This is a genomic window from Psychrobacter sp. NG27 (assembly GCF_016106655.1).
Classification (GTDB): domain Bacteria; phylum Pseudomonadota; class Gammaproteobacteria; order Pseudomonadales; family Moraxellaceae; genus Psychrobacter.
This window is the reverse complement of the sequence record NZ_JADGIN010000001.1, coordinates 371,883-395,891: the sequence shown is the minus strand read 5'-3', so window position 1 is coordinate 395,891 and position 24,009 is coordinate 371,883. Positions and strand designations below refer to the sequence as shown.

Sequence of the window (24,009 nt, the reverse complement as noted above, 5' to 3'; positions counted from 1 at the left end):
GTGTTCTCCTAACCGATGCTCAGACGTTTGATGGATTTACGCTTACCATAAGCAATTTGTATCAGTGCACGTGTCACCAAAATAGCGGTGAACAATGAGCTGACAATACCAATAGCTAGCGTAATCGCAAAGCCTTTAATCGGACCTGTACCAATCGCAAATAAGATAAATGCGACCAATAGAGTTGTGATGTTGGCATCGAAAATACTACTAAATGCTCGATCAAAACCTGCCACGATGGCGGACTTTGGCCGGACACCATTTGCAATCTCTTCTCGTATTCGCTCAAAGATTAGAACGTTGGCATCAACTGCCATACCGATGGTCAATACAATACCAGCAATACCTGGCAAGGTAAGTGATGAACCCAAAATCGACATAATAGAGATGATGATGATCACGTTAACCGCTAGGGCGATGTTGGCAATGACACCAAACAGGCGATAGAAGATAATCATAAACGCAAAGACTAAAAGATACCCGACCTGTGTAGAGAATAAGCCTTTATCGATGTTTTCTTGGCCTAGTGATGGGCCAATGGTACGCTCTTCTACAAAATACATCGGTGCAGCAAGCGCGCCTGAACGTAACAGCAGAGCAAGCTCAGCGGCTTCAGCACTGCTGTCTAGACCCGTAATACGGAATGATGAGCCCAGTACCGCTTGAATGTTAGCGCGGTTGATCACTTTTGTCTCAGCATAAGGCGTACGCACTTCGGTCGTCTCGCCAGTGGCTGCATCTTCTTCATAAGTGATTCTTTGCTTGTTTTCGATGAACAGTACGGCCATCTGTTTGCCAACTGCGGTACGAGTGGCGTTTTGCATGAGTTTACCACCAGCACTATCTAGCGTAATGCTGACTTCTGGCATACCGCTTTCATCAACGCCGGTCTGTGCATTGGTGACTTTATCACCTGTGACGATTGCTTGGCGCTCTAGTAAGACTGGTGCACCATCAAGCGTTTCAAATGGGAACGCTTCAGTACCTGCAGGAGGTATGCCGCCTGTATAGCTATCGGCGTCTTCTGCCACCATACGAAACTCAAGGTTTGCAGTACGCCCAAGGACACGTTTGGCTTCAGCAGTATCTTGTACACCAGGCAGCTCGACCACGATACGGCTAGCGCCTTGCGACTGTACGAGTGCCTCAGTCACACCCAGCTCTGCAATACGATTGCGTAACGTGGTCAAGTTCTGATTGACCGCGTAGCTGTTGATTTCATCAATGGTTGCATCGTTGTACGCTAAAACCAGAGCAGGACCTTGATCGTCAATAGACGATTGCAAATTAAAGGTAGCACTCATCGTACCTTGCAAAATATTTTGTGCACGGTTACGAGTATCAGTATCCGCAAAATGCAACACCACACCTTGATTTTCGGTCTTGATACCTTTAATTGCTACTCGTTCAGCGCGTAGCTCACGTCGCATATCACGACTGGCACTGGTCAAACGCTGTTCGAGCGCCTTGTCCATATCGACTTCGAGTACAAAACGGACACCGCCGCGCAAATCCAGACCCAGTTTCATCGGTCTTGCACCGATATCACGTAGCCATTGCGGGGTGGTCTGTGCTAAGTTGAGTGCGACCACATAGTCCTCACCCAAATTTTTACGTAGCACTTCTTGCGCTTTTAGCTGATCGACTGGATTGTCAAGACGTACTAGGGCACTGTTGCCCTCAAACGTCCCATCATGATTGTCTAGACCTGCCTCTTTGAGCAAATCCTGAGATTGGGTCAGGATGCTTTCAGACAACTGCGTACCTGCTGCTGCACTGGTAATCTGTACGGCAGGTTCGTCAGGATAGAGGTTAGGGGCAGCATATAGACCGGCAATGATGAGCACGGCGGCAATCAGTAAGTATTTCCAAGCGGGATATTGCATAATCACTTCTTTAAGTTGATAAACGACTGGCGAATAGGCCACAAGTTAGCAGATGGGAAGTTAGCGATAGCAACGGTCGAGTGCCAGTTTGGCAGTCGTTATCATGCACCATTGCGATCATCCGCGATGATAGTAGGTAGAGCAGTAAAGCAAATAATACAGATGTCTCTTTATTGAGTCACCAAAAATATTATCAACACACCTAACAAAAATAGCATATTCAATAGTGTGGTAGCTCGACGTCATTGCTTTAATAGCGAAAAATGACCGTAAGCAATATACGGTCATTTTTTAATCGTGACACTCTTTAGTGATACGACCATCAAATCATTACCTATCAAAAACCAGTAATAATTATACGCTTTCGATCGTGCCAGCAGGCAATACTGAGATAACAGACGCACGTTGTACTTTTACATCAGTATTGTTGTTTAGGCTCACAACTGCATAGTCGCCTTCGATGTCTTTAATACGACCCATTAAGCCACCAGCAAAAATAATCTCGCTGCCAACTTTTAAAGCGTTGACCATCGCACGATGCTCTTTGGTACGCTTAGATTGCGGGCGAATAACCAAAAAGTAAAAAATCGCAAAAAAGGCAACAGGCAGTAAAATCTGACCGAATAATGAGGCAGCACCAGCAGTTTCGGCAGCATGAGCTGCTTGAATGAATAAGAACATAATATCTCTCAGTAAGTCATGGATAATAATAAAATTAGACGCATAGTAACAAAAAATCCCAGACTTGGTAACTGTTAATCATAGGCCGAGCGTGTTTTTCTTGATGGAGTGATGCACTATTGGGCAAGACTATCTATCAGCTAATGCCTGTCATCATCCTATTTTAAGGATACGTCGTTATCATAGAATGGATGGTAGAGTGAAAAAATACGTGCTGTCAGTCTCAGATTACGTTATACGGATACCCTATCAGCGCCGTAATCAACTGTCATATACATTTTAATACGGCGGAACAGGTTTGTAAAAATAAGGCACACCAAAAGATAAAGACTTAAAAACAGGGACTTATTGTGAAAAGGCATCATCAATGCTACTATCAAATGGCAATAATTGCCTATACTTAGTAAGCAGTCTGCAAAGGCTTGGTATCGCTTTGCGGCACTACTAAATTGGCTTTGAATAACTATTAATGACAGCGAGTAAATACTATATATGGTATTGCTATCATTAGGGTTTGATTATTATACTATTTCCCTCTTATCTTTTTAGGTTACCTAACTTGTCCACCTCTTTTATGTTTGTACCTCGTTTACGTCGTCCGCGCGCTCATAGTAACGACGCGTCTGCTAAACCTCCTCCGACACCGCGCTATTTAGAGCGTCTTAATGATGCTAAGCCAATGGCTGGATTATCAGCGCTGATGGTGATGCTGTTATTGCCATATCCAGCTTTTGCCGCTGAAGCATTGGCTGATCCAAGTGCAAGTAGCATTTTACTGCTTATCTTTTTTGTATTGATAGCCATTGGTATCTCATTTATTTGTTCGTTGGCAGAAGCTGCACTACTTAGCATGACACCGTCTTATATTGCTGATATCCAAGAAACCAATCCCAAAAAAGCCAGTATGCTTAAACGATTAAAGGTCGATAATATCGATCAGTCGTTAGCCGCGATTTTAACGTTGAATACGGTGGCGCATACGCTAGGGTCTATCGGTGCTGGTGCACAGGCGACGATTGTATTTGGTAGTGCATGGTTTGGACTCTTTTCTGCGATTATGACACTGGCTATTTTGTTTTTGTCAGAAATCATGCCAAAAACGCTCGGAACCATATACTGGCGCCAACTAGGTGGCATGGTCGCCTATTTTGTGCGAGGTATTATTTTACTGCTATATCCATTGATTTGGGTATCAGAAAAGTTAACCAAGTTGCTAGTACGCGGCAAAGAGCCACAGGCCTTTAGTCGTCGCGAGTTTGCAGCATTGGCGAGTATCGGTGAAGAGTCAGGGCAAATCGATCCATTAGAGTCACGTATCATTCGTAATTTATTGGCATTTGGCGCCATAAAAGTCGAAGACATCATGACGCCGCGTTCAGTGATATTGGCGTTCGAAGAAAACAAAACCGTTGCTGAGTTATTGGTTGATCGTCCAAAACTGACGTTCTCTCGATTACCAATCTATGATGGCGATTTGGACAACATTACGGGGTTTGTTCTAAAGACCGATATGCTGCTGGCCAAAGTCAACCATGCGATGCACAAGCCTTTGACACAGTTCAAACGGGACATTACCTTTGTATTCTCCAAAATGAAGCTGTTTGACTTGTTGGAGCTTATGCTAAAAAACCGCATTCATATTGCAGTGACTGTGGGGGAGTATGGCGAAGTCAAAGGCTTAGTCACTTTAGAAGATGTGTTCGAAACGTTATTAGGTCTAGAAATTGTCGATGAGATAGATCGCGTCGAAGACATGCAGGCACTGGCAAGGCAAATGATGGACAGAAGAGTTGAGCGTTTGGGTATGAAGCTCAGTGATGATGAGCTGCCCGAAGATGCTGATACTAAGACAGAACGATTCAAGTAAGGCGATACAAGCTAAAGTGGCATCAAACTTATCGATGGCTAATACTGACTGTAGTGAACATATTCTACTCTTCAATCAATGATATAGTGATTAATCGAGCATAAACTGGATTGGATTCTGTCGTGTTGATGTTCGCAATAATCACACAGGGTGTCACATGGCTGTGAGAATTGGATGATAGGCTCAGCCTATTATATGAATACCTTTATTTTGATAAACAATTAGGGTGTGCTCTGATTTTTATTCTTACTATTAAATCAGGACAGGCTCTAAACTTAACGCGACAAGTCACACAATGATATAAAGTCGTTCACTGTTTATATATGACAGTGACGAAAATAGCATCGCTAAGGATCATTATGAAACGATTATGGGAAAATGGGTTATTAGCTCTATTGATAAAAGGCGCCAGCATCACTGCCATAATAGCAGTGGCCAGCACCGTTAGTATCAGTGCACAAGCGGCCGACATGACCGAAGCTCTGGTGCAAAATTACGCAGCTGCGATGAAGTCATCAGCGAATAGCCAAAATGTCAATCAAGTCTCGCGCTTGGTGTCCGATGATGCACTTATTTCATTGTCTCGAAAGGGCAAGTCTACTAGCTTGGATAAAGACGCTTACTTAAAGTTGCTTCAAAACAGCTGGAATGATACGTCTAACTACCGCTATGATATCTCTGTGGACAATATCGTTATTACGGGTTCACAGGCAAAGGCCAGTGTCACGACAAATGAGAGCTGGGTCAAAAACGGTCAGCAAGTCTCATTTGTGACGACCTCTCGAGTAACGCTCACCTTGTCTACGGGTAATGCGGTTCTGTTACGAGCTGTGTCACAAGTGGCGATAAATTAGCGACGGCTTATCATCAGTGAGTACATTGACACGATTTAATTATCTTAAGATGGCTAATACTGATGTTAGCGTGGCTCAATTTTGCTGATTGTAGTCAGAGGTTTTATCAATACGTTGATACTTATATCCATGACTCTCTGATTTATTGGCATTATCTTTTAGGTTAGGCTAGTTTTTGTTTCACATTGCATACTATACTAGCTGTCAGTTTTATCTTATCAACTTTCGTCGTTAGGAAACTTTCCATATCATGTCTACTGTGCTATCACACTCTCGTTCATTTATTGCGTTGCCATTGACGCTTGCGGTCTCAACTTTGCTCATTAGTGCGTGTAGTAATACGTCAACGGTAAAAAATACTGGTGCGAAGACTAGCTCAGCTGTCGTTACCAAACCTTCCGCTGCGCCAGCCACTAGCACAGATTATTCTACTGCGTATTTGGATGCAGAAAGTTTGGATGAGTTGGCAGATTTGCTAGAAGCCAGTGATATGGCAATGGTGGAGGGCAACCAGCTCGCCATCCAGCAGTATGGTGACTTATGGAATCGTTTACGTGCTGGCTATCGTATGAATGGCGGCCAGCCAGTTTATAATCAGCGTATTGAAGGTCAAAAGAGCTGGTTCACCAGCAGACAGGACTATTTGAATCGCCTGACTGCACGTGCCAGTCGTTATATATACCATACGGTACGAGAGGCAGAGCGCCGTAATATTCCAACGGAGCTGGCATTGTTGCCAGTGATTGAGAGCTCGTACGATCCAAGTGGCACGAGTAGTGCGGCAGCAGCAGGTTTGTGGCAGTTTATTCCAAGTACGGGACGCATATATGGTCTGAACCAAAGCAGTACCTATGATGGTCGCCGCGATGTTATCGAGTCAACACGTGCCGCTTATGATTTTTTGACGGCATTACACAATCAGTTTGGAAGCTGGGAGCTGGCTCTAGCCGCTTATAATGCTGGTCCTGGACGTGTGCAAAAAGCTATCGATGCCAATGCAGCACGTGGCTTGCCGACAGATTATTGGTCGTTGCAATTGCCTACTGAAACGATGAACTATGTGCCACGTTTCTTGGCAGTGGCTGAGATCGTGGCCAAGCCAGAACAGTACGGTGTGTACTTGCCAGCCATCGCCAACCGTCAGCATTTCCGTAGTGTGCCGGTCAATTACGGCGTTAGCTTATCTGAAGTGTCTCAGCTCACAGGAGTGGAGTATGATGAGCTTCAAAGACTCAATACTGCTCTCACCTCAGGCCGTATCGACTCATCAGGCCCGCAGCGTGTCATTATTCCTAACGATGTCAGTGTCAATACCGATGCCAAACTGAGCTTACTAAGAGGCAATGGCACAGGTAATGTATTGGCAGCTAGTAATACAAGCACTCCAGCGACAACGACCCCAAGCTACAACAATAAGCCATATACCTCGTCGTCACTCCCATCTAATGGTAGTGCATTGGCGGATTATGCGGCCAGTGCAAGCGTACCTCAGCAGACGACCAGCTATATCTCGCCGTCAGTTACATTAACCAGCAGTTCATCATATGGCAATACGACGACGCGTACTGAGCCACCATTGAGCGCTGCAGAGACCAAAAAGATCAATGCTGAGTTCAAGAGTAGTAACAGTCTGCCGACGACTTCCGCTCAGATTACTCAGAACAACACCATCGTTCAAGAGCCACCACTGAGCAAAGAAGAGCGCGACTTTATTGCCAATCAAATTCGTACCAGTACGTCTGAGACCAATGTCATTAATGCGGATGGTAACATCAACTTGTCAGCCGTGCAGACACAGCAGTCAATCCTAGAAGCCAGTGGTGCTGAGAAAAAACTCAGCTTTGCAAAAACCTCAGTCAGTAAACCAAAACCACAGGGCGCGCGTACGACTTATACGGTCAATCGTGGTGACACGCTATCAAACATCGCCAGTCGTGCTGGTGTGAATTGGCGCGATATTGCAGAATGGAACCAAATAGACGCCAGTGCAAATCTGCTATCAGGTAGCACATTGTATCTATATAATGCAAAAAATATTGAGCCGTTAAGTACGGCTAGTAACACCGCGGCCACGCAGCCTGAGAGCTATGTGGTACAAGGTGGTGATACGCTTATCGGTACTGCCAATCGCTTTGGCTTATCGGTCACACAGCTTGCTACTTATAACAATCTCAGTAGCCGCGCTGACTTGCTGAGAGGTCAGAAGCTATGGCTAGTACCAGGTAAAGTGACTGCGCCAGCGACGACACCTGCTGCACCTGCTACTAAGCCAAAAAAATCATCAACGGCGACTAAAAACTATAAAGTGAAGGCAGGTGATGGACTGATTGCGCTTGCTCGTCAGTTCGGCGTGTCGACGGATACGTTAGCCAGTCTTAATAACATGAGTACCACAGGCTCGTTATATGTGGGTCAAACGCTTAAAGTGCCTGCGACCGCAGACTTTTCTGCGCCAAGCAGCAGCTCTAGCTCTAGTAGTAGCTCAAGCTCAGTGGCAACCACCAATTATAAAGTCCAATCAGGCGATACCTTGATTGGTATTGCTAATAGTGTGGGTGTTAGCGCCGCCGAATTGGCTGCTGTAAACAGTAACTTTGATGCTAAAGCTCGCTTGCAACGTGGACAGACGATCAAAGTGCCTGCTTCTAAAGAGCTGGTCGATCGTCAGTTGAATGATAAGGCAGTCAGCTATAAAGTCCAATCAGGCGATACGCTCACTGGTGTGGCCAAACGTTACAATATCGGACTAAGTGATTTGGCATCAGCAAATAACTTGAATACCAATTCCAATCTAATACTGGGCCGTACCATTACCATTCCTGCTAATGGTAGCGCTACAAGTGCCCCTAGTAATCAGAGCAGCGGCTCTACTAGCAGTAGTAAAACTAGTAGCACAGCGAGTAGTGGTACCAAGCTTGGCAACACTGAGAGCTATAAAGTCAAATCCGGCGATGGTTTGATTGCGCTGGCTCGTCAATTTGGGGTCTCTGTAGAGGACTTGGCTGCGACAAATGACTTGGCGACCAATGCGCAATTGCAGCGTGGACAGACCCTTAAAGTACCAAAAGCAACGGTAAGTTATACGGTTGGTTCAGGTGATAGCTTAATTGGTCTCGCACGTAAATATGGCGTATCGACGCAAGAGTTGGCTGACATGAATGATATCGCTGCTAATACTATGCTGCAACGTGGTCAGCGTCTGACTGTCCCTAATCGCTAATAAGAAGTGAATTACTGGAATAATATCTAACTAGATATCGTTCCAATGTTTTAACACATGGTTTTAAACGTGTTTAATAAAATCGTACCACACAAAAAAGCTGCTCTTATTAAGAGCAGCTTTTTTGTGTCTAAAAACTCAGTTCTCAAAAATCTAATAATAGCTGTAGATTAGACAGTCTGGGTTTTAATCGTCTCAAGATAGCTTCTGATATTACTCACATAATGCATCGCTTGTCCATAGCGACTATTAGACGCTCTGTTATCAGCGAGATAGGCATAGATATTTGCCCAGCTTTTATCATCGATGCCTTGGGCGCGTAATTTGCGCTGGATACTTTTGACCGCATTTGGGCCCATATTATAACCAGCAAGCGCAAACCAAATACGATCAGTTTTAGGTACATCAGCAAAATCTGCTTTCATCTGCTCTAGATAACGTGCACCGCCTCCGATGCTTTGATACGGATCGACACGGTCTGAGACGCCCATGGCTTTGGCGGTATTGTTGGTCAGCATCATGAGGCCACGTACACCTGTTGGAGACACGGCATCTGCATCAAGATGAGATTCTTGATAGCCCATAGCAACCAACAGCTCCCAATCATGATTGTAATTGCGTGCTTGCTCTTCAAAGGATGACTGATAGTCTGGCAGTTTTTCTGTTAGTGTTTTTTGGAAGTGGTCCTGACTATAGGCATCTTTTAGCAAGTTTTGATTGTAGAACGCGGCTAGCTTTTGTGTGTTCTGCAATTTAATGCTATCACACAAGAAGTAACTGGCTTTTTTTGATAGTGGGTCATTTGACGAGCTAAACGTCCAGCTAACCTTTGGATGCAGGCCATTTTTGGTCAGGCTGGCATCATAGCCGCAGCTGACGTTGACGGAAGATAAATTCAGCTGGCTTTTTAGCTTGGTGCTGGCAGTGGTCAACGCCATGTCAGCATTGCCTGATCTCAGTGCTTTTAGCGCCGCTTCTTCACTAGCATAAGCTTTTAGATTGATATCGACACCCAGCTCGTCGGCATAAGTACGTACCAAATCAAAGCCAAACCCATGCTGGAAACCATCAGTCGCAAAGTAAGTGCTATCGCCAGGCACCGCAGCGATGGTCAAGGTATTCTCCAGCATGACATTGTCATAGGCTGGTATTGAAGTGTTAACGGTCGTCAGACTCTCAGCGGGCAAAGAGAGTAGGGCAATACTAGATATTTGTGCCAGCTTCTTGGTTCTGGCAAAACGATTAGACGCAATAGGGGTAACGGATGAAACGATGTTACTTTTGGTGTTCAGTAGGCGTTTAGATGGACGCAGTAAATAAGAAATACGGCGTTTGGCCCCTTGCGCAGATACTTTTACACGATAAGTAATACGCTGCATGGATGTCTCCTGATTTTAGCCATCCTTCTTACCGCAAAACGCATACGAATATATGCCAATCATAGGACATATAGTGATATTGCATTTCAGATAAAACGACACTTCTTAATAGGATAAGTGCCATTTTATCTTGTTTAATGATAGGGCCACTAGGGTACTCTCTCTAAGGGTTAGCTCAAAGAGTTAGTGGTATGTTTAATCTACTAGCCAATCATAAGTGAAGCATGCGAATGTCAAAAGCGATGGCTCAAAGCATCCTTTAGGACAGCATCCTAAAAAATACACACACGACAACATGAAGGATATGGATCGGATGATTCCCTCATCGATGACTCAATATGGCAAGTAGAAAAAACCTATATATTAAACATAGGTAAGGTCATGAGTAAGTTATTGAGACAAAAACATAGCATAAAGCACTGGTATCATATTTGCCACTCAGGCAAATATAATCAGATGCTGTCACTTTGCTAACATTGATAAAAAGCAATACTCTGTATTACTGATAATAGAAAACTCAGTATCAACATTCTTTGTCCAGCAATGAGGTCGAGTATCATAATCACAATTGTTAGATAACAAATTTATTTATCAATTGAGCGATACAAGATCATCACTGCGACTCTAAAATACACAACACTCTGTCTGCAATATATAGCGTGCAGACACAGTATTAAGACAGCAGACGCTTAAAATTCATCGTTTATTTAGCACGATAAAAATCTAATCATCTACCAACAGTGTTTTGGAGACATAACCGGAAGCTATAATAATGGGAAGTTTCATGACAAAACATTCATTCTTACAACTATCAATATGAGGTCACTGTTTGTATTATTCAAGTATAGTTAAGAAAAAATCGATAAAACTTAACAATAGAGATACGAACGGTGAATTGTTTGACCGTTTTATATGTGATATTACAACCTATACTATATGACTCTAAATAAGAGCCAAGTCAGATTTGAATCATTATGAGTTTATGGCAATCGTTGCTATTGGCTTGTTCAGTCCTCCTGCCGCAGCATGTTTCCTTTAAAACCGATGCTGTAAAACCGAGACAGCTCGACTGTTTTACGCTGGATTATGAATATCAATAAATGTCACAGGCAGTCCAAATTCACTGGCAACTATCTCACCGAGCGCTTGAATACCGCCACGCTCGGTCGCGTGATGTCCACAAGCAAAATAATCAATACCAAGCTCACGCGCGATATGGGTGGTGCGCTCAGATATCTCACCAGAGATAAACGCATCACAGCCCATGATGGCTGCCTGCTCAATCATGTCTTGCGCGCCGCCCGTACAGATGCCAACACGTTCTATCAATCTATCGCTTGTTTTGGTACGAGCATCCTCATGATACTCAGCTGAGATATGGAGTGGCGTGCGCCCTAGCGCTTGGCTGATTTTTGCTATCAGAGCATCTGCGCTTTGCGGTGTGCAAGTAGCAATATTGCCAACAGGATGTGACTCATTAGGATAGAGTGCACCAGTGACGGTCAGATCTAGCATCTCAGCGAGCATGGCATTGTTGCCAACGACAGGATGTGCATCCAGCGGTAAGTGATAGCCAATCATCGAGATACCATGTTGCATCAATTTGCGGACACGCTGACCTTTCATACCAGTCAGCGGGGCAGGCTCACCTTTCCAAAAATACCCATGATGTACCATAATCACATCGGCATTGTCAGCGATGGCGGCATCAATCAATGCCTCACAAGCTGTTACCCCTGTCACGATACGTTGGATAGGTCGTCCACCATCAACTTGTAGGCCATTTGGTGCATAGTCTTTAAAGGCACTGGCTGATAAGTAGTCATCACAAAATTGCGTCAATGCTTGCGTGCTGATGCTTTTGTTCGAAGATGCAGATGTCATAGGGTTCTCATTCATTAGATTTCCTTATTATTATGAGAGGTCTGTACAGTCACTTAAGAGAAAAAATAATCAATCGCTCTTTAAGGCATATTTTTATAGCAGTTATTTTAACATGCTGCTGTAAAAGAGTAGAGAAGATGGATAACTGAAATGGTACACGATACGTTACTATTTCACGGCATTGCGGTTATAATTTATACATGTGAGTCTGCCTAGCGGGTCATCAATCGCTAACCAAGCAATAATATCTGAGAAATTGTAGGCATCTCACTCTGTTTTCTACTGTCCGTTTGCATTAAATTTATAGAGGTTTTATATGTCGTCATCCCAGAACACCAATAACAAGGCGTCTTTATTAAAATGGTTGCCATGGGTCTTACTGCTATTAGTATTGGCAGCGTTTATCTGGTTGTTCACGAGTATGAAGTCGACATCGCAGGCCACATGGGAGCCGCCGAGAACCTCAGCAGCTGATCAACAAGCGTCAGAGCCGGTGGCAGATACGCCAGCACCGATCTCTTCTTATCATAATGCGGTGGCACGGGCATCACAGTCGGTGGTGAATATCTATACCACGCAGACTATGGCAGAGCATCCTTATATGGATGACCCTGTGCTGCGCCGGTTTTTTGAAAATCATAGCGGGCCTGCACAAGATCAAGACTCAACCAACTTAGGGTCTGGTGTCATCGTCTCAGAAGACGGTTACATCGTGACCAATGCCCATGTGATCGAAAAAGCAGCTGAGATTACCGTCGCATTTAACGATGGCCGCAAAAGCCGCGCTAAAGTCATCGGTACTGACCCTGATAGCGATCTAGCCGTTATTAAGGTTGATATGACAGGACTAACGCCACTTGGCTTCCGCGAAAATCCTATTCGTGTCGGAGACTTGGCGCTAGCGATTGGCAATCCATTTGGTGTCGGTCAAACAGTGACCCAAGGGATTATCTCAGCGACAGGCCGTACGGGACTTGGGGTCAATAAATTTGAAGACTTCATTCAAACAGATGCTGCGATCAACCCCGGTAACTCAGGCGGGGCGCTTGTGGATGCTCGTGGTGAATTGGTCGGTATCAACACCGTTATATTCTCGCGCTCTGGTGGCTCGATGGGTATTGGCTTTGCCATTCCTACGGCTATCGTAGAGCAAGTTATGAACGCCTTGATCAAAGATGGCCGTGTCAGTCGAGGCTGGCTAGGTATCGAGATTCAGTCGCAGCTACGTGATCCTACTCAGCTTGAGACCTCAACAGGCGTAGAAGTGCTAAACGTCATCGATCAAAGCCCTGCGGCCAAGAGTGGTTTACGCGTTGGTGATATTATTTTGACCATCGATGATGTCGAGATGACAGATGCCAACACCTTGATTCAATATGTCGCTCGTAAGGCACCAGATACCACGCTTAATGCTCAAATACTGCGCAAAGGTAAGAATGCTCAAGTCAGTATTTTACTTGAGGAGCGTCCAGCCCAAGAGCCGATTGTGCAACCAGTGGTGTTGCAAGATGACAACATGGGTGGCATGGAAGAAGGTGGAATAGAGCAGCCAAACATTCACGGTGATGAAGAGACGCCCATGATGTCAAAGGCAGAGCGTGACCGTATGCGTGAGGAGCTTATGAAACTGTTTGAACAAGATGCTGCAACGCAGTAAGTCGTAGGTTATTCTTACAACTATGTGCTGACTTATAATGTATTTATAGGACAGCACATTCATTTAGCTTATAGCATAAAAAAGCGCGCCCCTTTACATAAAGGGGCGCGCTTTTTATTGGGGCTGGTTTATCGGGCAGTTAGTATCTTCTATTCATAAATCTGCTACGACTTAGCGATTGGCTCATGATTGATATAAACGACCCCTCGCACACGGCAACAGCAGGGCAGTATCTCATCCTCGTCAATCATCGCGAGTGGCTCAAACGGATAATCAATGGTGTGTGAGCTGGCAATCCGCTTGACTCGGCAACTGCCGCAGTAACCCTCGCGGCATTGATAATTAACCTCATGTCCGGTGCGCAGCAGTCCATCGAGCAGACTCTCATCGTCATGCAAGTAAAACTGCTGCTTACTGGTCATTACCCACGTCATAATTCATCCTATTTGGATTTGGCTATCCTGCTGCTATATCCTACCGCCATTGAAACGTAAAACACTACTAACGCCTAAAGTACTATTAAAGCGTAAAATTATTACAGTTCAAAGTCATCAAAGTCGCTGTCTGACAAATCAGAATCAATCTGACCGACCAAGTACGAGCTGATTTCGGTCTCTTGCGGCGCGACTTGCACATTATCAGATGACAACCACGTATTGATCCACGGAATCGGATTTGATTTCGATTTCGGGAATACTGACGGTAAGCCCACCGCTTCCATACGCAAGTTGGTGATGAATTCGATATATTGGCACAGAATGTCTTTGTTCAGACCAATCATCGAACCATCTTTGAACAGATAGCCTGCCCATTCTTTTTCTTGCTCGGCAGCCTTGCGGAAGATCTCAACGCTTTCATCGAAACACTCTGCAGCAATCTCGACCATTTCAGGATCGTCACGACCATTGCGCATGAGGTTAAGCATGTGCTGCGTACCAGTCAAATGCAGCGCTTCATCACGAGCGATTAGCTTGATGATTTTGGCATTACCTTCCATCAATTTACGCTCAGCAAAGGCGAATGAGCAAGCAAACGACACATAGAAACGAATGGCTTCTAAGACGTTGACCGCCATGATGCACAGATACATCTGCTTTTTGAGAGATTTTAGGTCAACAGTGACTTGTGTGCCATTGATGTTGTGCGTACCCGGACCATACAAGCTATATAGCTGTGAGTTGCGGTACAGCTCATCATAGTACTGGGCGATATCAGAGGCACGGCCTAAGATATGCTCGTTTTGCATAATGTCATCAAAGATAATGTTTGGATCATTGACGATGTTACGAATGATATGCGTATAGCTGCGCGAGTGAATGGTCTCAGAGAACGACCATGTCTCAATCCATGTCTCTAGCTCAGGGATAGACACCAATGGCAATAGCACCACGTTTGGGCTACGACCTTGGATAGAGTCGAGTAGGGTCTGGTATTTGAGGTTACTCAAAAATATGTGCTGCTCATGCGATGATAGGTTGCTAAAATCGATGCGGTCTTTTGACACATCGACTTCTTCTGGACGCCAAAAGAACGACAGCTGCTTTTCTATCAATTGCTCAAAGATAGGGTGCTTTTGTTGGTCATAGCGTGCCACGTTGACGGGCTGACCAAAGAACATCGGCTCTGTTAGCGCATTGTTTGGCGTTTGAGAAAAAATCGAGTAAGTCATGAGACTGCCTTTATAATGGATACGGTTATTATTTAAATAGGGATAATATTGCTTTAAACGTGTTTGCAAAACGGTGTGGTGGATTTTGCTATAAGTTCTCTAGTGATATCTGTGACGATGCTTGTCCATCGTTCATATAAGCTTTGAATATTTCACTCAGCTCACTATCGTCCAGTCCTTCTAGTTCATCGACTGCACTCTGGCGCAGCGTGTCCAAATCCATATCGAGTGGTTGCTTCGATGAGGGCTTAGGGGTTTGCTTAGCCGATGGCTTTTGCGTGTCTTTTTTTAGCTGTCTTTTCAGTGGTTTTTTGACTGATGTTACGGTGTCTGTCTTGGCGTCGGCACTTATGTCCAATTGCTCACGGACATCTGCCATGTCGACTTCCACTTGTACGATATGCGAGCCACCATCGTTTAGGTCTGAAAATACGTTTGGGATAAACAAACCACCGTCTTTGATGATTGCGGTATATTGCACATGACCTCCGTCGTTTTTATTGTTTGTGTGTTTCTATATTTCTTTGATAGCGCTGGACGCCTTTTATGATAACTGTGTCAATGTCTTAGCTTCATCATGGCTGGCGCGTCGCAAGATTGTCATATACTTTATTGTTTTCTCTTTTGCCAACTGCCAATACATAAACCACCACCACATCATCTTTTACGGTATATACCAGACGATAGCCTACGGTGCGTAGTTTGATTTTATAAGTATCGGTATGTCCCGATAGTTTTGACGCAGGTACATGAGGGTTTGACAATCGCTGCTGTAATTTTTTCTTAAACTGCTGCTGAATATTTGGTGCTATCTTTTTCCACTCTTTTAATGCCAAAGGATGAAACTCAAGATTATAAGTCATCCAACGTTACCTTTATCGGTATCTGCCCATCATTCAATCGTGCGCTAACGGTTTGGCTTAATGCCATGTCGTCCATCGCTTCCATCATGCGCTCAAAGACGTCTGTCGAGACTAAGTAAGCCACGGGTTTATTGTGGTTTAAGATAGCAATGGACTCACCGTCTGACTGTTTGATCAGTGCCGATGGGTTGGCCTTTAATTCTGAGATACTGGCTGTCTGTGTGGCAAATATGGGTTGCATGACTCATTCTCCGCTAATATTATGCTCTAAATATAGGGCTAATTTTAGCACAAAAATTAGGTCTTATTATTTAATCTCTTCACATGTAATTTGTAGGGTGTGCCTCGCGCACCTTACAACTAATATCTATCTAATCGTTAGGTGTTGCAGGCTCCATCCAACTTAAGCTTGTTAGCTCTTAAAGCAACAATTTAAAAACCTTTTTAATTTTCTATGCCTTTTACTACTTATCAAAGGCGTAAATTGTTTCATATTATCTGATTCAAATAATTTGAAACCTTCTAATATAATACTATAAGCTTCACGAATACTATCTTGTAAACTTTCAATATCTTTGATCATTTTATTGAGATCTTTAAAGGTCGTATTACTTTCATCAAACTTATTTAAGCTTTCAAGAATTACATCGTTGCTTTGAAGAATAGCCTTAATTTTAACTCTATCAATAAGATAGCTTAGACCCTTCAAATTACCTAAACCCTCAGCAACATAAAAAGGACTTTGAACATTTTTTCCTGTTCTAACCTCTTCAAGTTCAATCTCAGTTTTTGTAGCTCTACGCTGTATTGCAATAATGGAACTCTTACTATGCTTCATTTGTTCTAACTTGTCATATAGCCCATCAAGACCTTCAGATTTTATAGTTCTATAAAGGCTTTCAATCTTTTTCCAATCAGCTTCTATTTCATTTAACTTTCTATAGTTTTCAGCAATATTCAATTTAGCTAATTTTATATTCTCGATTTTGTTTGAGTAATCAATCTCTTTACTAAGTTTGTTACTCAAGGACGTAAAGTTTTCTCCAAAATACTTCTTGCCACAGTCATTTCCTAAATTAGTCAACCTACCAGATTCAGTTTCAACAATACATCCGATATTATGAGGTGTGCGACAATTTGATAAACCGCATCTACCCTTGTTTGGAAGTTCATATTTATTAATAACTTGCTTTAATTTCTCCTTCTTAGGATCTAATGAGTCAGTATATCCACTCATTTTATAAATATCATCCCAAGTAGTAATTCTCAAAAAATGCTTTTTACTAACTGAAATATTCAAATTCCTATCCCTCTTAGCAACTTATACTTAATAGTGCCAAGGTGTCGAAACACCCTAACACTAAACCATGGAGGTCAGACTAAACACCTATGCTATTTTTCTAGCACTAGCGTGTTCAATGTTTAAGTTTATGTATCTGTTAAGTCCATCTCCCATCCTAGCTAGCTCTATCATTTCGTTAACATGATTAGAACCAGTTATAGAATAGTTATACAGATACATACCACCTTTCTTAAAACACACAATTATGAAATCGTCACCGACCTCATATGTGCTTATACCAGAGTTACCATCGATATCACGATATTTTTCCATGCTCATTACTCCTGAGCTGAAACATTTGTGACTATCACTTCACGGTTTCTTTGGACAAGGGATAAGTTTTAAATTAGAATAGCAGCCTGTATGTGGAGTACTACTTTATTTTCTTACCACTTGTGGAAGTCAATAGTCTTAACTCCCTGATATTAAATACGCCAATATTTAATATCTCCAATGGCAAAGATGAGAAATCGTCTTTGCCATTTTTATTGCCTATTACTTGTAGTACCAAACAAATTTTAAAACCTTTCAACTATATATTAGTGGTAGATGACGAGCTTAACCCAAAAGCCAAACACGCCATCCACCAGAAATTCTATTTAAAGAATATCTCTTGCAAACCTAGATCTTACACGCACCGCCAGCACAATCATCTTCCATATCCGCTTGGGCATCGTTCGCACCATCACGAGTGTTATGGTAGTACAACGTCTTCACACCCATTTTATAAGCGTTTAGCAAGTCTTTTAGCAATATCTTCATCGGCACACGGCCACCAGCATAACGAACTGGATCGTAATTGGTGTTGGCAGAGATACTTTGATCGACGAACTTCTGCATGACGGCGACCAGCTTTAGGTAACCGTCATTGTTTGGCATTTGCCACAGTAGCTCGTACTGATCCTTTAGCGTCGTAATCTCAGGCACGACCTGTTTTAAGATACCGTCTTTTGACGCTTTGATAGAGACCAGACCGCGCGGTGGCTCGATACCGTTGGTCGCGTTGGCGATCTGACTAGAAGTCTCAGACGGCATCAAGGCGGTTAGGGTAGAGTTGCGTAGACCGTGCTCCGTGATCTCGCCACGTAGCGTCTCCCAATCGAGATGTAGCGGCTCTTGGCAGATTTTATCCAAGTCAGCTTTGTACGTATCAATCGGCAAGATACCTTGTGAGTACGTCGTCTCATTGAACGCAGGGCACGCGCCTTGCTCTTTTGCCAATTTGTTTGACGCTTTCAAGAGATAGAATTGCAATGCTTCAAACGTTTGATGGGTTAGACCAAGCGCGCTGTCGTCTGAATAGCGTACGCCATTCTTGGCAAGGTAATAAGCATAGTTAATCACGCCCACACCGAGCGTACGGCGACGCATGCTGCCGTTTTGAGCGGCTTTTACTGGATAGTCTTGATAATCGAGCAGGGCATCAAGCGCACGGACGATTAGCTCGGCTGGCTCTTCGATGTCGCTGACGTTTTCGACTTTACCCAAGTTGACCGCTGATAGCGTACATAGGGCGATTTCGCCCTCTTCGTCATTGATGTTATCAAGTGGCTTGGTCGGTAGCGCAATTTCCATGCATAGGTTTGACTGGCGAATCGGCGCAACCGTCGCGTCAAATGGGCTATGCGTGTTGCAATGATCGACGTTTTGGATATAGATACGACCCGTACTGGCGCGCTCTTGCATCATTAGACTGAACAAGTCTGCTGCTGGGATTTGACGGCTACGAATAGCAGGGTCATTTTCGTACTTGGTGTATAACTCTTCGAATTTGTCTTGATCTTCAAAGAACGCATCATACAAGCCAGGCGTATCACCTGGTGAGAATAGCGAGATGTCTTGACCTTTGATGAGGCGAGTGTACATCGTTTTATTTAACTGTACGCCGTAATCCATATGACGGACACGGTTGTCTTCGACGCCGCGGTTGTTTTTCAGTACCAGTAACGACTCAACTTCTAAATGCCACAGTGGGTAAAATAGAGTCGCTGCACCGCCACGGACGCCGCCTTGTGAGCAGCATTTAACAGCAGTTTGGAACAATTTATAGAATGGGATACAACCAGTGTGCTGTGCTTCGCCGCCACGGATAGGGCTACCAAGGGCGCGGATACGACCTGCGTTGATGCCGATACCAGCACGCTGTGACACATAGCGTACGATGGCGCTGGTGGTCGCGTTGATTGAGTCTAGGCTATCACCACATTCAATCAATACGCACGAGCTAAACTGACGCGATGGCGTACGCACACCAGACATGATAGGCGTTGGTAGTGAGATTTTGAATTGTGAGGTCGCATCATAGAAGCGCTTCACATAGTTCATACGCTCTGACTTCTCATAACGGCTGAACAAGCACATACCAACCAGCATGTACAAGAACTGAGGGCTTTCAAAGACGGTTTTGCTGACGCGGTCTTGGACGAGGTATTTGCCTGCCATTTGCTCAACAGCGGCATACGCAAGATTCATATCGCGCCAGTGATCAAGGTACTCTTCTAACTCGTCAAATTCAGCACGGCTATAGTCAGCTAGGATATGCTCATCATATTTGCCAGCATCAGTTAGCGTTTTGACATGATCATACAGATGCGGAGGCGTGAATTTGTTGTAAGCAATCTTACGTAGATGGAAAATAGCCAAACGCGCCGCTAGATATTGATAATCAGGCGTGGTTTCAGAGATAAGATCAGCAGCAGACTTGATGATCGTCTCGTGGATATCACGAGTTTTGATGCCTTCATAAAACTGGATGTGCGATTTTAGCTCAACTTGTGACACAGACACATTGTCCAAGCCGTGAGCGGCCCATTCGATTACCTTATGAATTTTATCCAAATCAATAAGTTCTAATCGTCCGTCACGTTTGGTCACTTTGATTTTGTCGATATGTGTCATGCTGGCCTCTATTTTTGGTTGCTTATATTATTCGTAGAGCGGTAAAGCCCGCTCAACGTTTTTTATCGTACTGCTTATCTAAACACGCTATCTAAACATAGTAACTGCTGGCGTTAGCTGCTCTTTTTTTAGGCAAAAAATACCCGATACTCGTAGTGATGATTAAAATCACTGAGTACTACATATAGCGTGTTTGTTAATTGGTAGGCACAATATAGCGGGAAAATTTTCAAAATACTATATTGATTTTAGAATAAAACTATGTTGCTACAAGGTTGTAGACAGTCCAAATTTTGGCAAAGGACGATGGGATAAGGGTTAGACGCAAATGCGCTCATCATAAATTTTTTGTAAAAATATCGTGACGGTTTGATTTTTATTTTGTCGGTTATTGTTGGCAGATAATAGGGAACATACCGGCAATAATGCGGGCGCAGATTGTACACCAAACCACAAAAAATCGCCACCCATATGAGTGACGATTTGGACGGAAAAGGGCTTGTTTTTTTCTAAACACTCATTACCTGTTTATACGACCATGCGAACTGTTTTGGCATTGTCTAGTGACGCGTAAAGTGTATTCACTTGTTCGGCGTCTGTGAGGTATAAATTGACGCGTACTGAATGAAAGCGACCCGTTTTAGATGGCTTAACTTCTATAGAGGCCAAATCAAAATCAGGGAACTGACTACCGAGGATCAGCTTTACTTCATTAAGCAAGCCCTCATGCTCGCCTTCGTGACCAATGATGCTGAGCGGATAGTTCATCGGAAAATCCCAAAGATCTGGATTTTGGATGTCTGTTCTTTTACCTTTTAAGACGCCTTCATTAGGTGTCATGTCCGTCATGGTAACTTCTTTGGCGCTTTGATTAGTGTTTTGATTATCAGTGTCTTTTGAATCATCACTCATGATGTGTGCCTCGCTTTTATAGATAAATAAGAAAAAGTTAATAAGTAATAAGCAATAAATAATTAAGAAATCTCTGGTTAGACATTAAATCAGTAAAACATGCGCTTGAATAATGCCAAAATCATAACGCAAAAATCTGAGACAGGCTCAGTATGGTCGTAAGTGGCATTTAAATCAGTCAAGCTATAGTCGATTCAATTTAAAAGTAGTACAAGGCAACCGAATGTAGATGTAACTGTGATACTTCAAACGAGGTTAACGCTGTCATACTTTTATAGTGGAATGGCTATATTAAGTAGAGAATATATGCACTGTTTATAGTGGTCTATGGGTGATTATTCAAGTTAGGTCTGTATTTAGTCTGTCCTATCGCACTACTGTATCTTTATTACATCATGGCTGCATGTCCAAAAGCCACATAAACCATTACGGCAAATAGCCATTGGTAGGTGAGATATCAGGTGGAATATCTGTCTCTCCTAGCGCCTCTCGTAGATTGATCTCGATAGTGCGTGACAGTGCGGTCAGTGGCAACTGATTCGCTGCCAAGCCAAAAGGCTCTTCTAGCTCTTCGCTAAGCGCATCCAATCCAAAAAAGGTATAAGCAATCACGGCACAAATCAACGGAGTCGCCCAACCGAGCGATGCCACCAAGCCAAAAGGCAACATGAGGCAATACAGGTAGGTGGTGCGATGTACCAGCAGCATATAAGCAAACGGCAGCGGTGTATTGTGAATGCGCTCGCAGGCAGCCAATACAATGGTCATAGAGGTCAGGCGCTCGTCCATGTTTTGTATGACTTGCTCCGACACCAGCCGCTGCCGCCGAATGTCGCCGAGATGCTTGCCCATAAGGCGCATGATATAGTCAGGTACGTTTTTCGCTTGGCGCATACGGTCATGATGTGTGGGGGCGATAAAAGGCTCAATATCCTCCCAAGGTGACGACCCACGTAGCCTATGGCGCACAGCATGTGCAAAAGCAATGGTGAGATATACCATCGTTCGCTGAGTATCACGCCCAGTCGCAGTGTCATCCTCTACAAAAGACAGCATTTGGCGCGTTAGGCTACGAGAATCATAGACCAATTGACCCCAAATCCCTCGAGCCTCCCACCAACGCTGATAGCTGGCATTATTCCGAAATCCAAGAAACAATGATAAAGCAATCCCAAGCAAGGTAAAAGTCGCCATCCCATAGTAAGGAAAGGAGTCAGGAACCCAGTGCTGAATAATCGTGATCAAGGTGCTCAGCAGAGTAATCATTAAAATTTGCGGATAGATTTTTGGAATGATTGAGCCGCGCAGGGTAAAAAATATTTTCAGTGCGTTTGGGGTTTGCCGGACAATCATGGGTTTTCCTAGCGCTAAAGTATGTCAATACACGACGATATGTAGGGTGTGATTCTAATATAAAATCGAGATCTGTAAAGATTGTTTTTTCGCTAGCAAAAGCAGAGTCTGTAATTAAGTGCAAAAAAGGGGAATTATGATAAAAAACATCTCAAGGAAGGAGGTTATGGAATTGATAGCCAAGTATCGGATAGCATCTACACCTGCGGATAAGCTGCTTGACGATGTAGAATATCAAACAGGGGCAATAGAAAAAGATGTTTTTGACGCGGTATATGATGAGTTAAGTGGGTGCTCAAATGGCTTTATAGAGGTCAAAGAAAATAGGGTTCAAAGAAATAGTGACTTACAAACCCATGTTGGTATGACAATGAGGACTATAGGACACTCTATTTAACTTTTGAAGTACCATCAAGGAGCATTCCTAAATTTTCTTATACAATCTCTTCTTCACGTAGCGTCAACACTTCATAACCATCATTGGTCACCGCAATAGTGTGTTCCCATTGAGCAGAGAGTTTTTTGTCCGCAGTCACTACCGTCCAGCCATCTTTTTTCGTTTTTACTTTGGCCTTACCTTGGTTAATCATTGGCTCGATGGTAAAGGTCATGCCTGCTTCTAACACCAAGCCTGTACCTGCGCGACCATAATGTAACACTTCAGGCTGCTCATGCATCTCACGGCCGATACCATGCCCGCAGTACTCGCGAACGACAGAATAGCCCTGCTGCTCGGCGTGACTTTGAATAGCGTGTCCGACATCACCAAGCGTGGCTCCTGGCTTGACCGTGCGGATGCCTGCCCACATGGCCTCATAAGTGGCATCAACAAGTCGTTTCGCTAAAGGCATAACGTCGCCAATCATATACATTTTACTGGAGTCGGCAATAAAGCCGTCTTTTTCTAACGTGATGTCTACGTTGATGATATCGCCCGATTTTAGCATTTGCGTGGGTGAGGGCACACCATGACACACCACTTGGTTTACCGATGTGTTGAGTACGTATTGGTAGCCGTATTGACCTTTGCTAGCAGGTCGTGATTCGAGCACATCAATGATATAGCGCTCTGCCAAGTCATTGATAGTCATGGTGGAGATACCCGCGATAATACGTGTATCTAGGTAAGCGAAGACCGATGCCAAAAGTCTACCAGACTCGCGCATGATGGCTATTTCTTCAAGTGTTTTTAACGTGATATCAGCCATCAACGAGATTCCTTATATTGACATCGGCTTGTTTCAACTGTTCGCTAATGATATCGGTGTAAGATAGGTGCGGATTGGCTTCAGCCAACATACCTATCTTTATCCAGTATTCCGCTTGTGCATTGATTGAGCGCACCATGACGGTACTGGCTTTACGAATTTCTTCATGCAGCGTGTCATCTATTTTTACGATACCCATTTTTATCCAGTATATGAAGTGTATACGAATCATATATGTTTTATAGTGTTGTTTCAAGTCTGATGATTAACATTATGCTCCAAGTCTCATCTGTGTTATCAACTGCACAAAATCACAGGCACAAAAAAGCCGAGATA

At 43.7% G+C, this 24,009-nt stretch carries 20 protein-coding genes; 5 read left to right on the top strand and 15 right to left on the bottom strand.

All coding sequences use genetic code 11. From position 1 onward, the window contains the following. Positions 1-8: 8 nt before the first annotated feature. Both secD and yajC read right to left on the bottom strand, forming a co-directional pair. Complete coding sequence (gene secD, locus IP485_RS01560; protein ID WP_194363091.1) at positions 9-1,886, bottom strand: protein translocase subunit SecD; 1,878 nt, start codon at positions 1,884-1,886, stop codon at positions 9-11. A 354-nt stretch (positions 1,887-2,240) separates the two neighbouring features. Beyond that, positions 2,241-2,567, bottom strand: coding sequence for a preprotein translocase subunit YajC (gene yajC / locus IP485_RS01555; protein WP_194363092.1), 327 nt, complete (start codon positions 2,565-2,567; stop codon positions 2,241-2,243). Between the two features lie 700 nt (positions 2,568-3,267). On the opposite strand from yajC, the gene IP485_RS01550 reads away from it, so the two are divergent. From IP485_RS01550 to IP485_RS01540, 3 genes are all read left to right on the top strand, one after another. Continuing rightward, on the top strand, positions 3,268-4,434 hold the full coding sequence (locus tag IP485_RS01550) for a hemolysin family protein (protein WP_413786441.1): 1,167 nt from the start codon (positions 3,268-3,270) through the stop codon (positions 4,432-4,434). A gap of 359 nt (positions 4,435-4,793) precedes the next feature. After that, the gene (locus IP485_RS01545) at positions 4,794-5,288 is read left to right on the top strand and encodes a nuclear transport factor 2 family protein (RefSeq protein ID WP_198325701.1); all 495 of its coding nucleotides are present in this window, start codon (positions 4,794-4,796) and stop codon (positions 5,286-5,288) included. 250 nt (positions 5,289-5,538) lie between these two features. Next, positions 5,539-8,508 (top strand): LysM peptidoglycan-binding domain-containing protein, encoded by a 2,970-nt coding sequence (locus IP485_RS01540; RefSeq protein ID WP_198325700.1) that lies wholly within the window; start codon positions 5,539-5,541, stop codon positions 8,506-8,508. A gap of 170 nt (positions 8,509-8,678) precedes the next feature. Here the strand turns inward: IP485_RS01540 and IP485_RS01535 are convergent, their stop codons facing one another. Next, positions 8,679-9,887 (bottom strand): transglycosylase SLT domain-containing protein, encoded by a 1,209-nt coding sequence (locus IP485_RS01535; protein WP_198325699.1) that lies wholly within the window; start codon positions 9,885-9,887, stop codon positions 8,679-8,681. 1,074 nt (positions 9,888-10,961) lie between these two features. After that, positions 10,962-11,771 carry a Nif3-like dinuclear metal center hexameric protein gene (locus IP485_RS01530; protein ID WP_227686362.1) on the bottom strand — a complete coding sequence of 270 codons (810 nt, stop codon included), beginning with the start codon at positions 11,769-11,771 and terminating at the stop codon, positions 10,962-10,964. Between the two features lie 316 nt (positions 11,772-12,087). Here IP485_RS01530 and IP485_RS01525 point away from each other — a divergent pair, with 316 nt between their 5' ends. Beyond that, the gene (locus IP485_RS01525; protein WP_198325697.1) at positions 12,088-13,428 is read left to right on the top strand and encodes a S1C family serine protease; all 1,341 of its coding nucleotides are present in this window, start codon (positions 12,088-12,090) and stop codon (positions 13,426-13,428) included. A gap of 164 nt (positions 13,429-13,592) precedes the next feature. Here IP485_RS01525 and yfaE read toward each other — a convergent pair whose 3' ends face one another. The 9 genes from yfaE to IP485_RS01480 form a co-directional block, all read right to left on the bottom strand. Then, positions 13,593-13,862 (bottom strand): class I ribonucleotide reductase maintenance protein YfaE, encoded by a 270-nt coding sequence (gene yfaE / locus IP485_RS01520; protein ID WP_198325696.1) that lies wholly within the window; start codon positions 13,860-13,862, stop codon positions 13,593-13,595. Between the two features lie 101 nt (positions 13,863-13,963). Next, a complete protein-coding gene (gene nrdB / locus IP485_RS01515; protein ID WP_198325695.1) occupies positions 13,964-15,097 on the bottom strand; it encodes a class Ia ribonucleoside-diphosphate reductase subunit beta in 1,134 nt (377 codons plus the stop codon). A gap of 88 nt (positions 15,098-15,185) precedes the next feature. Next, on the bottom strand, positions 15,186-15,578 hold the full coding sequence (locus IP485_RS01510) for a hypothetical protein (RefSeq protein ID WP_198325694.1): 393 nt from the start codon (positions 15,576-15,578) through the stop codon (positions 15,186-15,188). 94 nt (positions 15,579-15,672) lie between these two features. After that, positions 15,673-15,960 (bottom strand): type II toxin-antitoxin system RelE family toxin, encoded by a 288-nt coding sequence (locus IP485_RS01505; RefSeq protein ID WP_010198775.1) that lies wholly within the window; start codon positions 15,958-15,960, stop codon positions 15,673-15,675. Further along, positions 15,950-16,201, bottom strand: coding sequence for a type II toxin-antitoxin system Phd/YefM family antitoxin (locus IP485_RS01500; protein WP_020443322.1), 252 nt, complete (start codon positions 16,199-16,201; stop codon positions 15,950-15,952). The genes IP485_RS01505 and IP485_RS01500 overlap by 11 nt, the downstream gene beginning before the upstream one ends. A gap of 171 nt (positions 16,202-16,372) precedes the next feature. Continuing rightward, positions 16,373-17,260: a hypothetical protein gene (locus IP485_RS01495; RefSeq protein WP_198325693.1), complete on the bottom strand. Its 888-nt coding sequence runs from the start codon at positions 17,258-17,260 to the stop codon at positions 16,373-16,375. Between the two features lie 663 nt (positions 17,261-17,923). Beyond that, a complete protein-coding gene (gene nrdA, locus IP485_RS01490; protein ID WP_197175723.1) occupies positions 17,924-20,200 on the bottom strand; it encodes a class 1a ribonucleoside-diphosphate reductase subunit alpha in 2,277 nt (758 codons plus the stop codon). Between the two features lie 528 nt (positions 20,201-20,728). Next, on the bottom strand, positions 20,729-21,112 hold the full coding sequence (locus IP485_RS01485; protein ID WP_413787009.1) for a YbeD family protein: 384 nt from the start codon (positions 21,110-21,112) through the stop codon (positions 20,729-20,731). A gap of 426 nt (positions 21,113-21,538) precedes the next feature. Then, entirely contained in the window at positions 21,539-22,465 is a 927-nt protein-coding gene (locus IP485_RS01480; RefSeq protein ID WP_198325692.1) for a bestrophin family protein, read from the bottom strand. Positions 22,466-22,631: 166 nt separating this feature from the next. Between IP485_RS01480 and IP485_RS01475 the strand changes: the two genes are divergently transcribed. Further along, positions 22,632-22,862: a hypothetical protein gene (locus IP485_RS01475; RefSeq protein WP_198325691.1), complete on the top strand. Its 231-nt coding sequence runs from the start codon at positions 22,632-22,634 to the stop codon at positions 22,860-22,862. A gap of 37 nt (positions 22,863-22,899) precedes the next feature. On the opposite strand, the gene map is transcribed toward IP485_RS01475, so the two are convergent. Continuing rightward, positions 22,900-23,673 (bottom strand): type I methionyl aminopeptidase, encoded by a 774-nt coding sequence (map, locus tag IP485_RS01470; protein WP_198325690.1) that lies wholly within the window; start codon positions 23,671-23,673, stop codon positions 22,900-22,902. Continuing rightward, positions 23,666-23,872: a ParD-like family protein gene (locus IP485_RS01465; protein WP_194363108.1), complete on the bottom strand. Its 207-nt coding sequence runs from the start codon at positions 23,870-23,872 to the stop codon at positions 23,666-23,668. Before IP485_RS01465 ends, map begins: the two co-directional genes overlap by 8 nt. Positions 23,873-24,009: the final 137 nt, after the last annotated feature.

What these genes read in the sequence shown, in the direction of transcription:
- IP485_RS01530 (WP_227686362.1), bottom strand. Translation starts at nt 11,771, where the DNA reads ATGACATCTGCATCTTCGAACAAAAGCATCAGCACGCAAGCATTGACG.
- IP485_RS01480 (WP_198325692.1), bottom strand. Translation starts at nt 22,465, where the DNA reads ATGATTGTCCGGCAAACCCCAAACGCACTGAAAATATTTTTTACCCTG.
- IP485_RS01505 (WP_010198775.1), bottom strand. Translation starts at nt 15,960, where the DNA reads ATGACTTATAATCTTGAGTTTCATCCTTTGGCATTAAAAGAGTGGAAA.
- map (WP_198325690.1), bottom strand. Translation starts at nt 23,673, where the DNA reads ATGGCTGATATCACGTTAAAAACACTTGAAGAAATAGCCATCATGCGC.
- IP485_RS01465 (WP_194363108.1), bottom strand. Translation starts at nt 23,872, where the DNA reads ATGGGTATCGTAAAAATAGATGACACGCTGCATGAAGAAATTCGTAAA.
- IP485_RS01540 (WP_198325700.1), top strand. Translation starts at nt 5,539, where the DNA reads ATGTCTACTGTGCTATCACACTCTCGTTCATTTATTGCGTTGCCATTG.
- IP485_RS01500 (WP_020443322.1), bottom strand. Translation starts at nt 16,201, where the DNA reads ATGCAACCCATATTTGCCACACAGACAGCCAGTATCTCAGAATTAAAG.
- yfaE (WP_198325696.1), bottom strand. Translation starts at nt 13,862, where the DNA reads ATGACGTGGGTAATGACCAGTAAGCAGCAGTTTTACTTGCATGACGAT.
- nrdA (WP_197175723.1), bottom strand. Translation starts at nt 20,200, where the DNA reads ATGACACATATCGACAAAATCAAAGTGACCAAACGTGACGGACGATTA.
- nrdB (WP_198325695.1), bottom strand. Translation starts at nt 15,097, where the DNA reads ATGACTTACTCGATTTTTTCTCAAACGCCAAACAATGCGCTAACAGAG.
- IP485_RS01550 (WP_413786441.1), top strand. Translation starts at nt 3,268, where the DNA reads ATGGTGATGCTGTTATTGCCATATCCAGCTTTTGCCGCTGAAGCATTG.
- IP485_RS01485 (WP_413787009.1), bottom strand. Translation starts at nt 21,112, where the DNA reads ATGAGTGATGATTCAAAAGACACTGATAATCAAAACACTAATCAAAGC.
- secD (WP_194363091.1), bottom strand. Translation starts at nt 1,886, where the DNA reads ATGCAATATCCCGCTTGGAAATACTTACTGATTGCCGCCGTGCTCATC.
- IP485_RS01535 (WP_198325699.1), bottom strand. Translation starts at nt 9,887, where the DNA reads ATGCAGCGTATTACTTATCGTGTAAAAGTATCTGCGCAAGGGGCCAAA.
- IP485_RS01545 (WP_198325701.1), top strand. Translation starts at nt 4,794, where the DNA reads ATGAAACGATTATGGGAAAATGGGTTATTAGCTCTATTGATAAAAGGC.
- yajC (WP_194363092.1), bottom strand. Translation starts at nt 2,567, where the DNA reads ATGTTCTTATTCATTCAAGCAGCTCATGCTGCCGAAACTGCTGGTGCT.
- IP485_RS01475 (WP_198325691.1), top strand. Translation starts at nt 22,632, where the DNA reads ATGGAATTGATAGCCAAGTATCGGATAGCATCTACACCTGCGGATAAG.
- IP485_RS01525 (WP_198325697.1), top strand. Translation starts at nt 12,088, where the DNA reads ATGTCGTCATCCCAGAACACCAATAACAAGGCGTCTTTATTAAAATGG.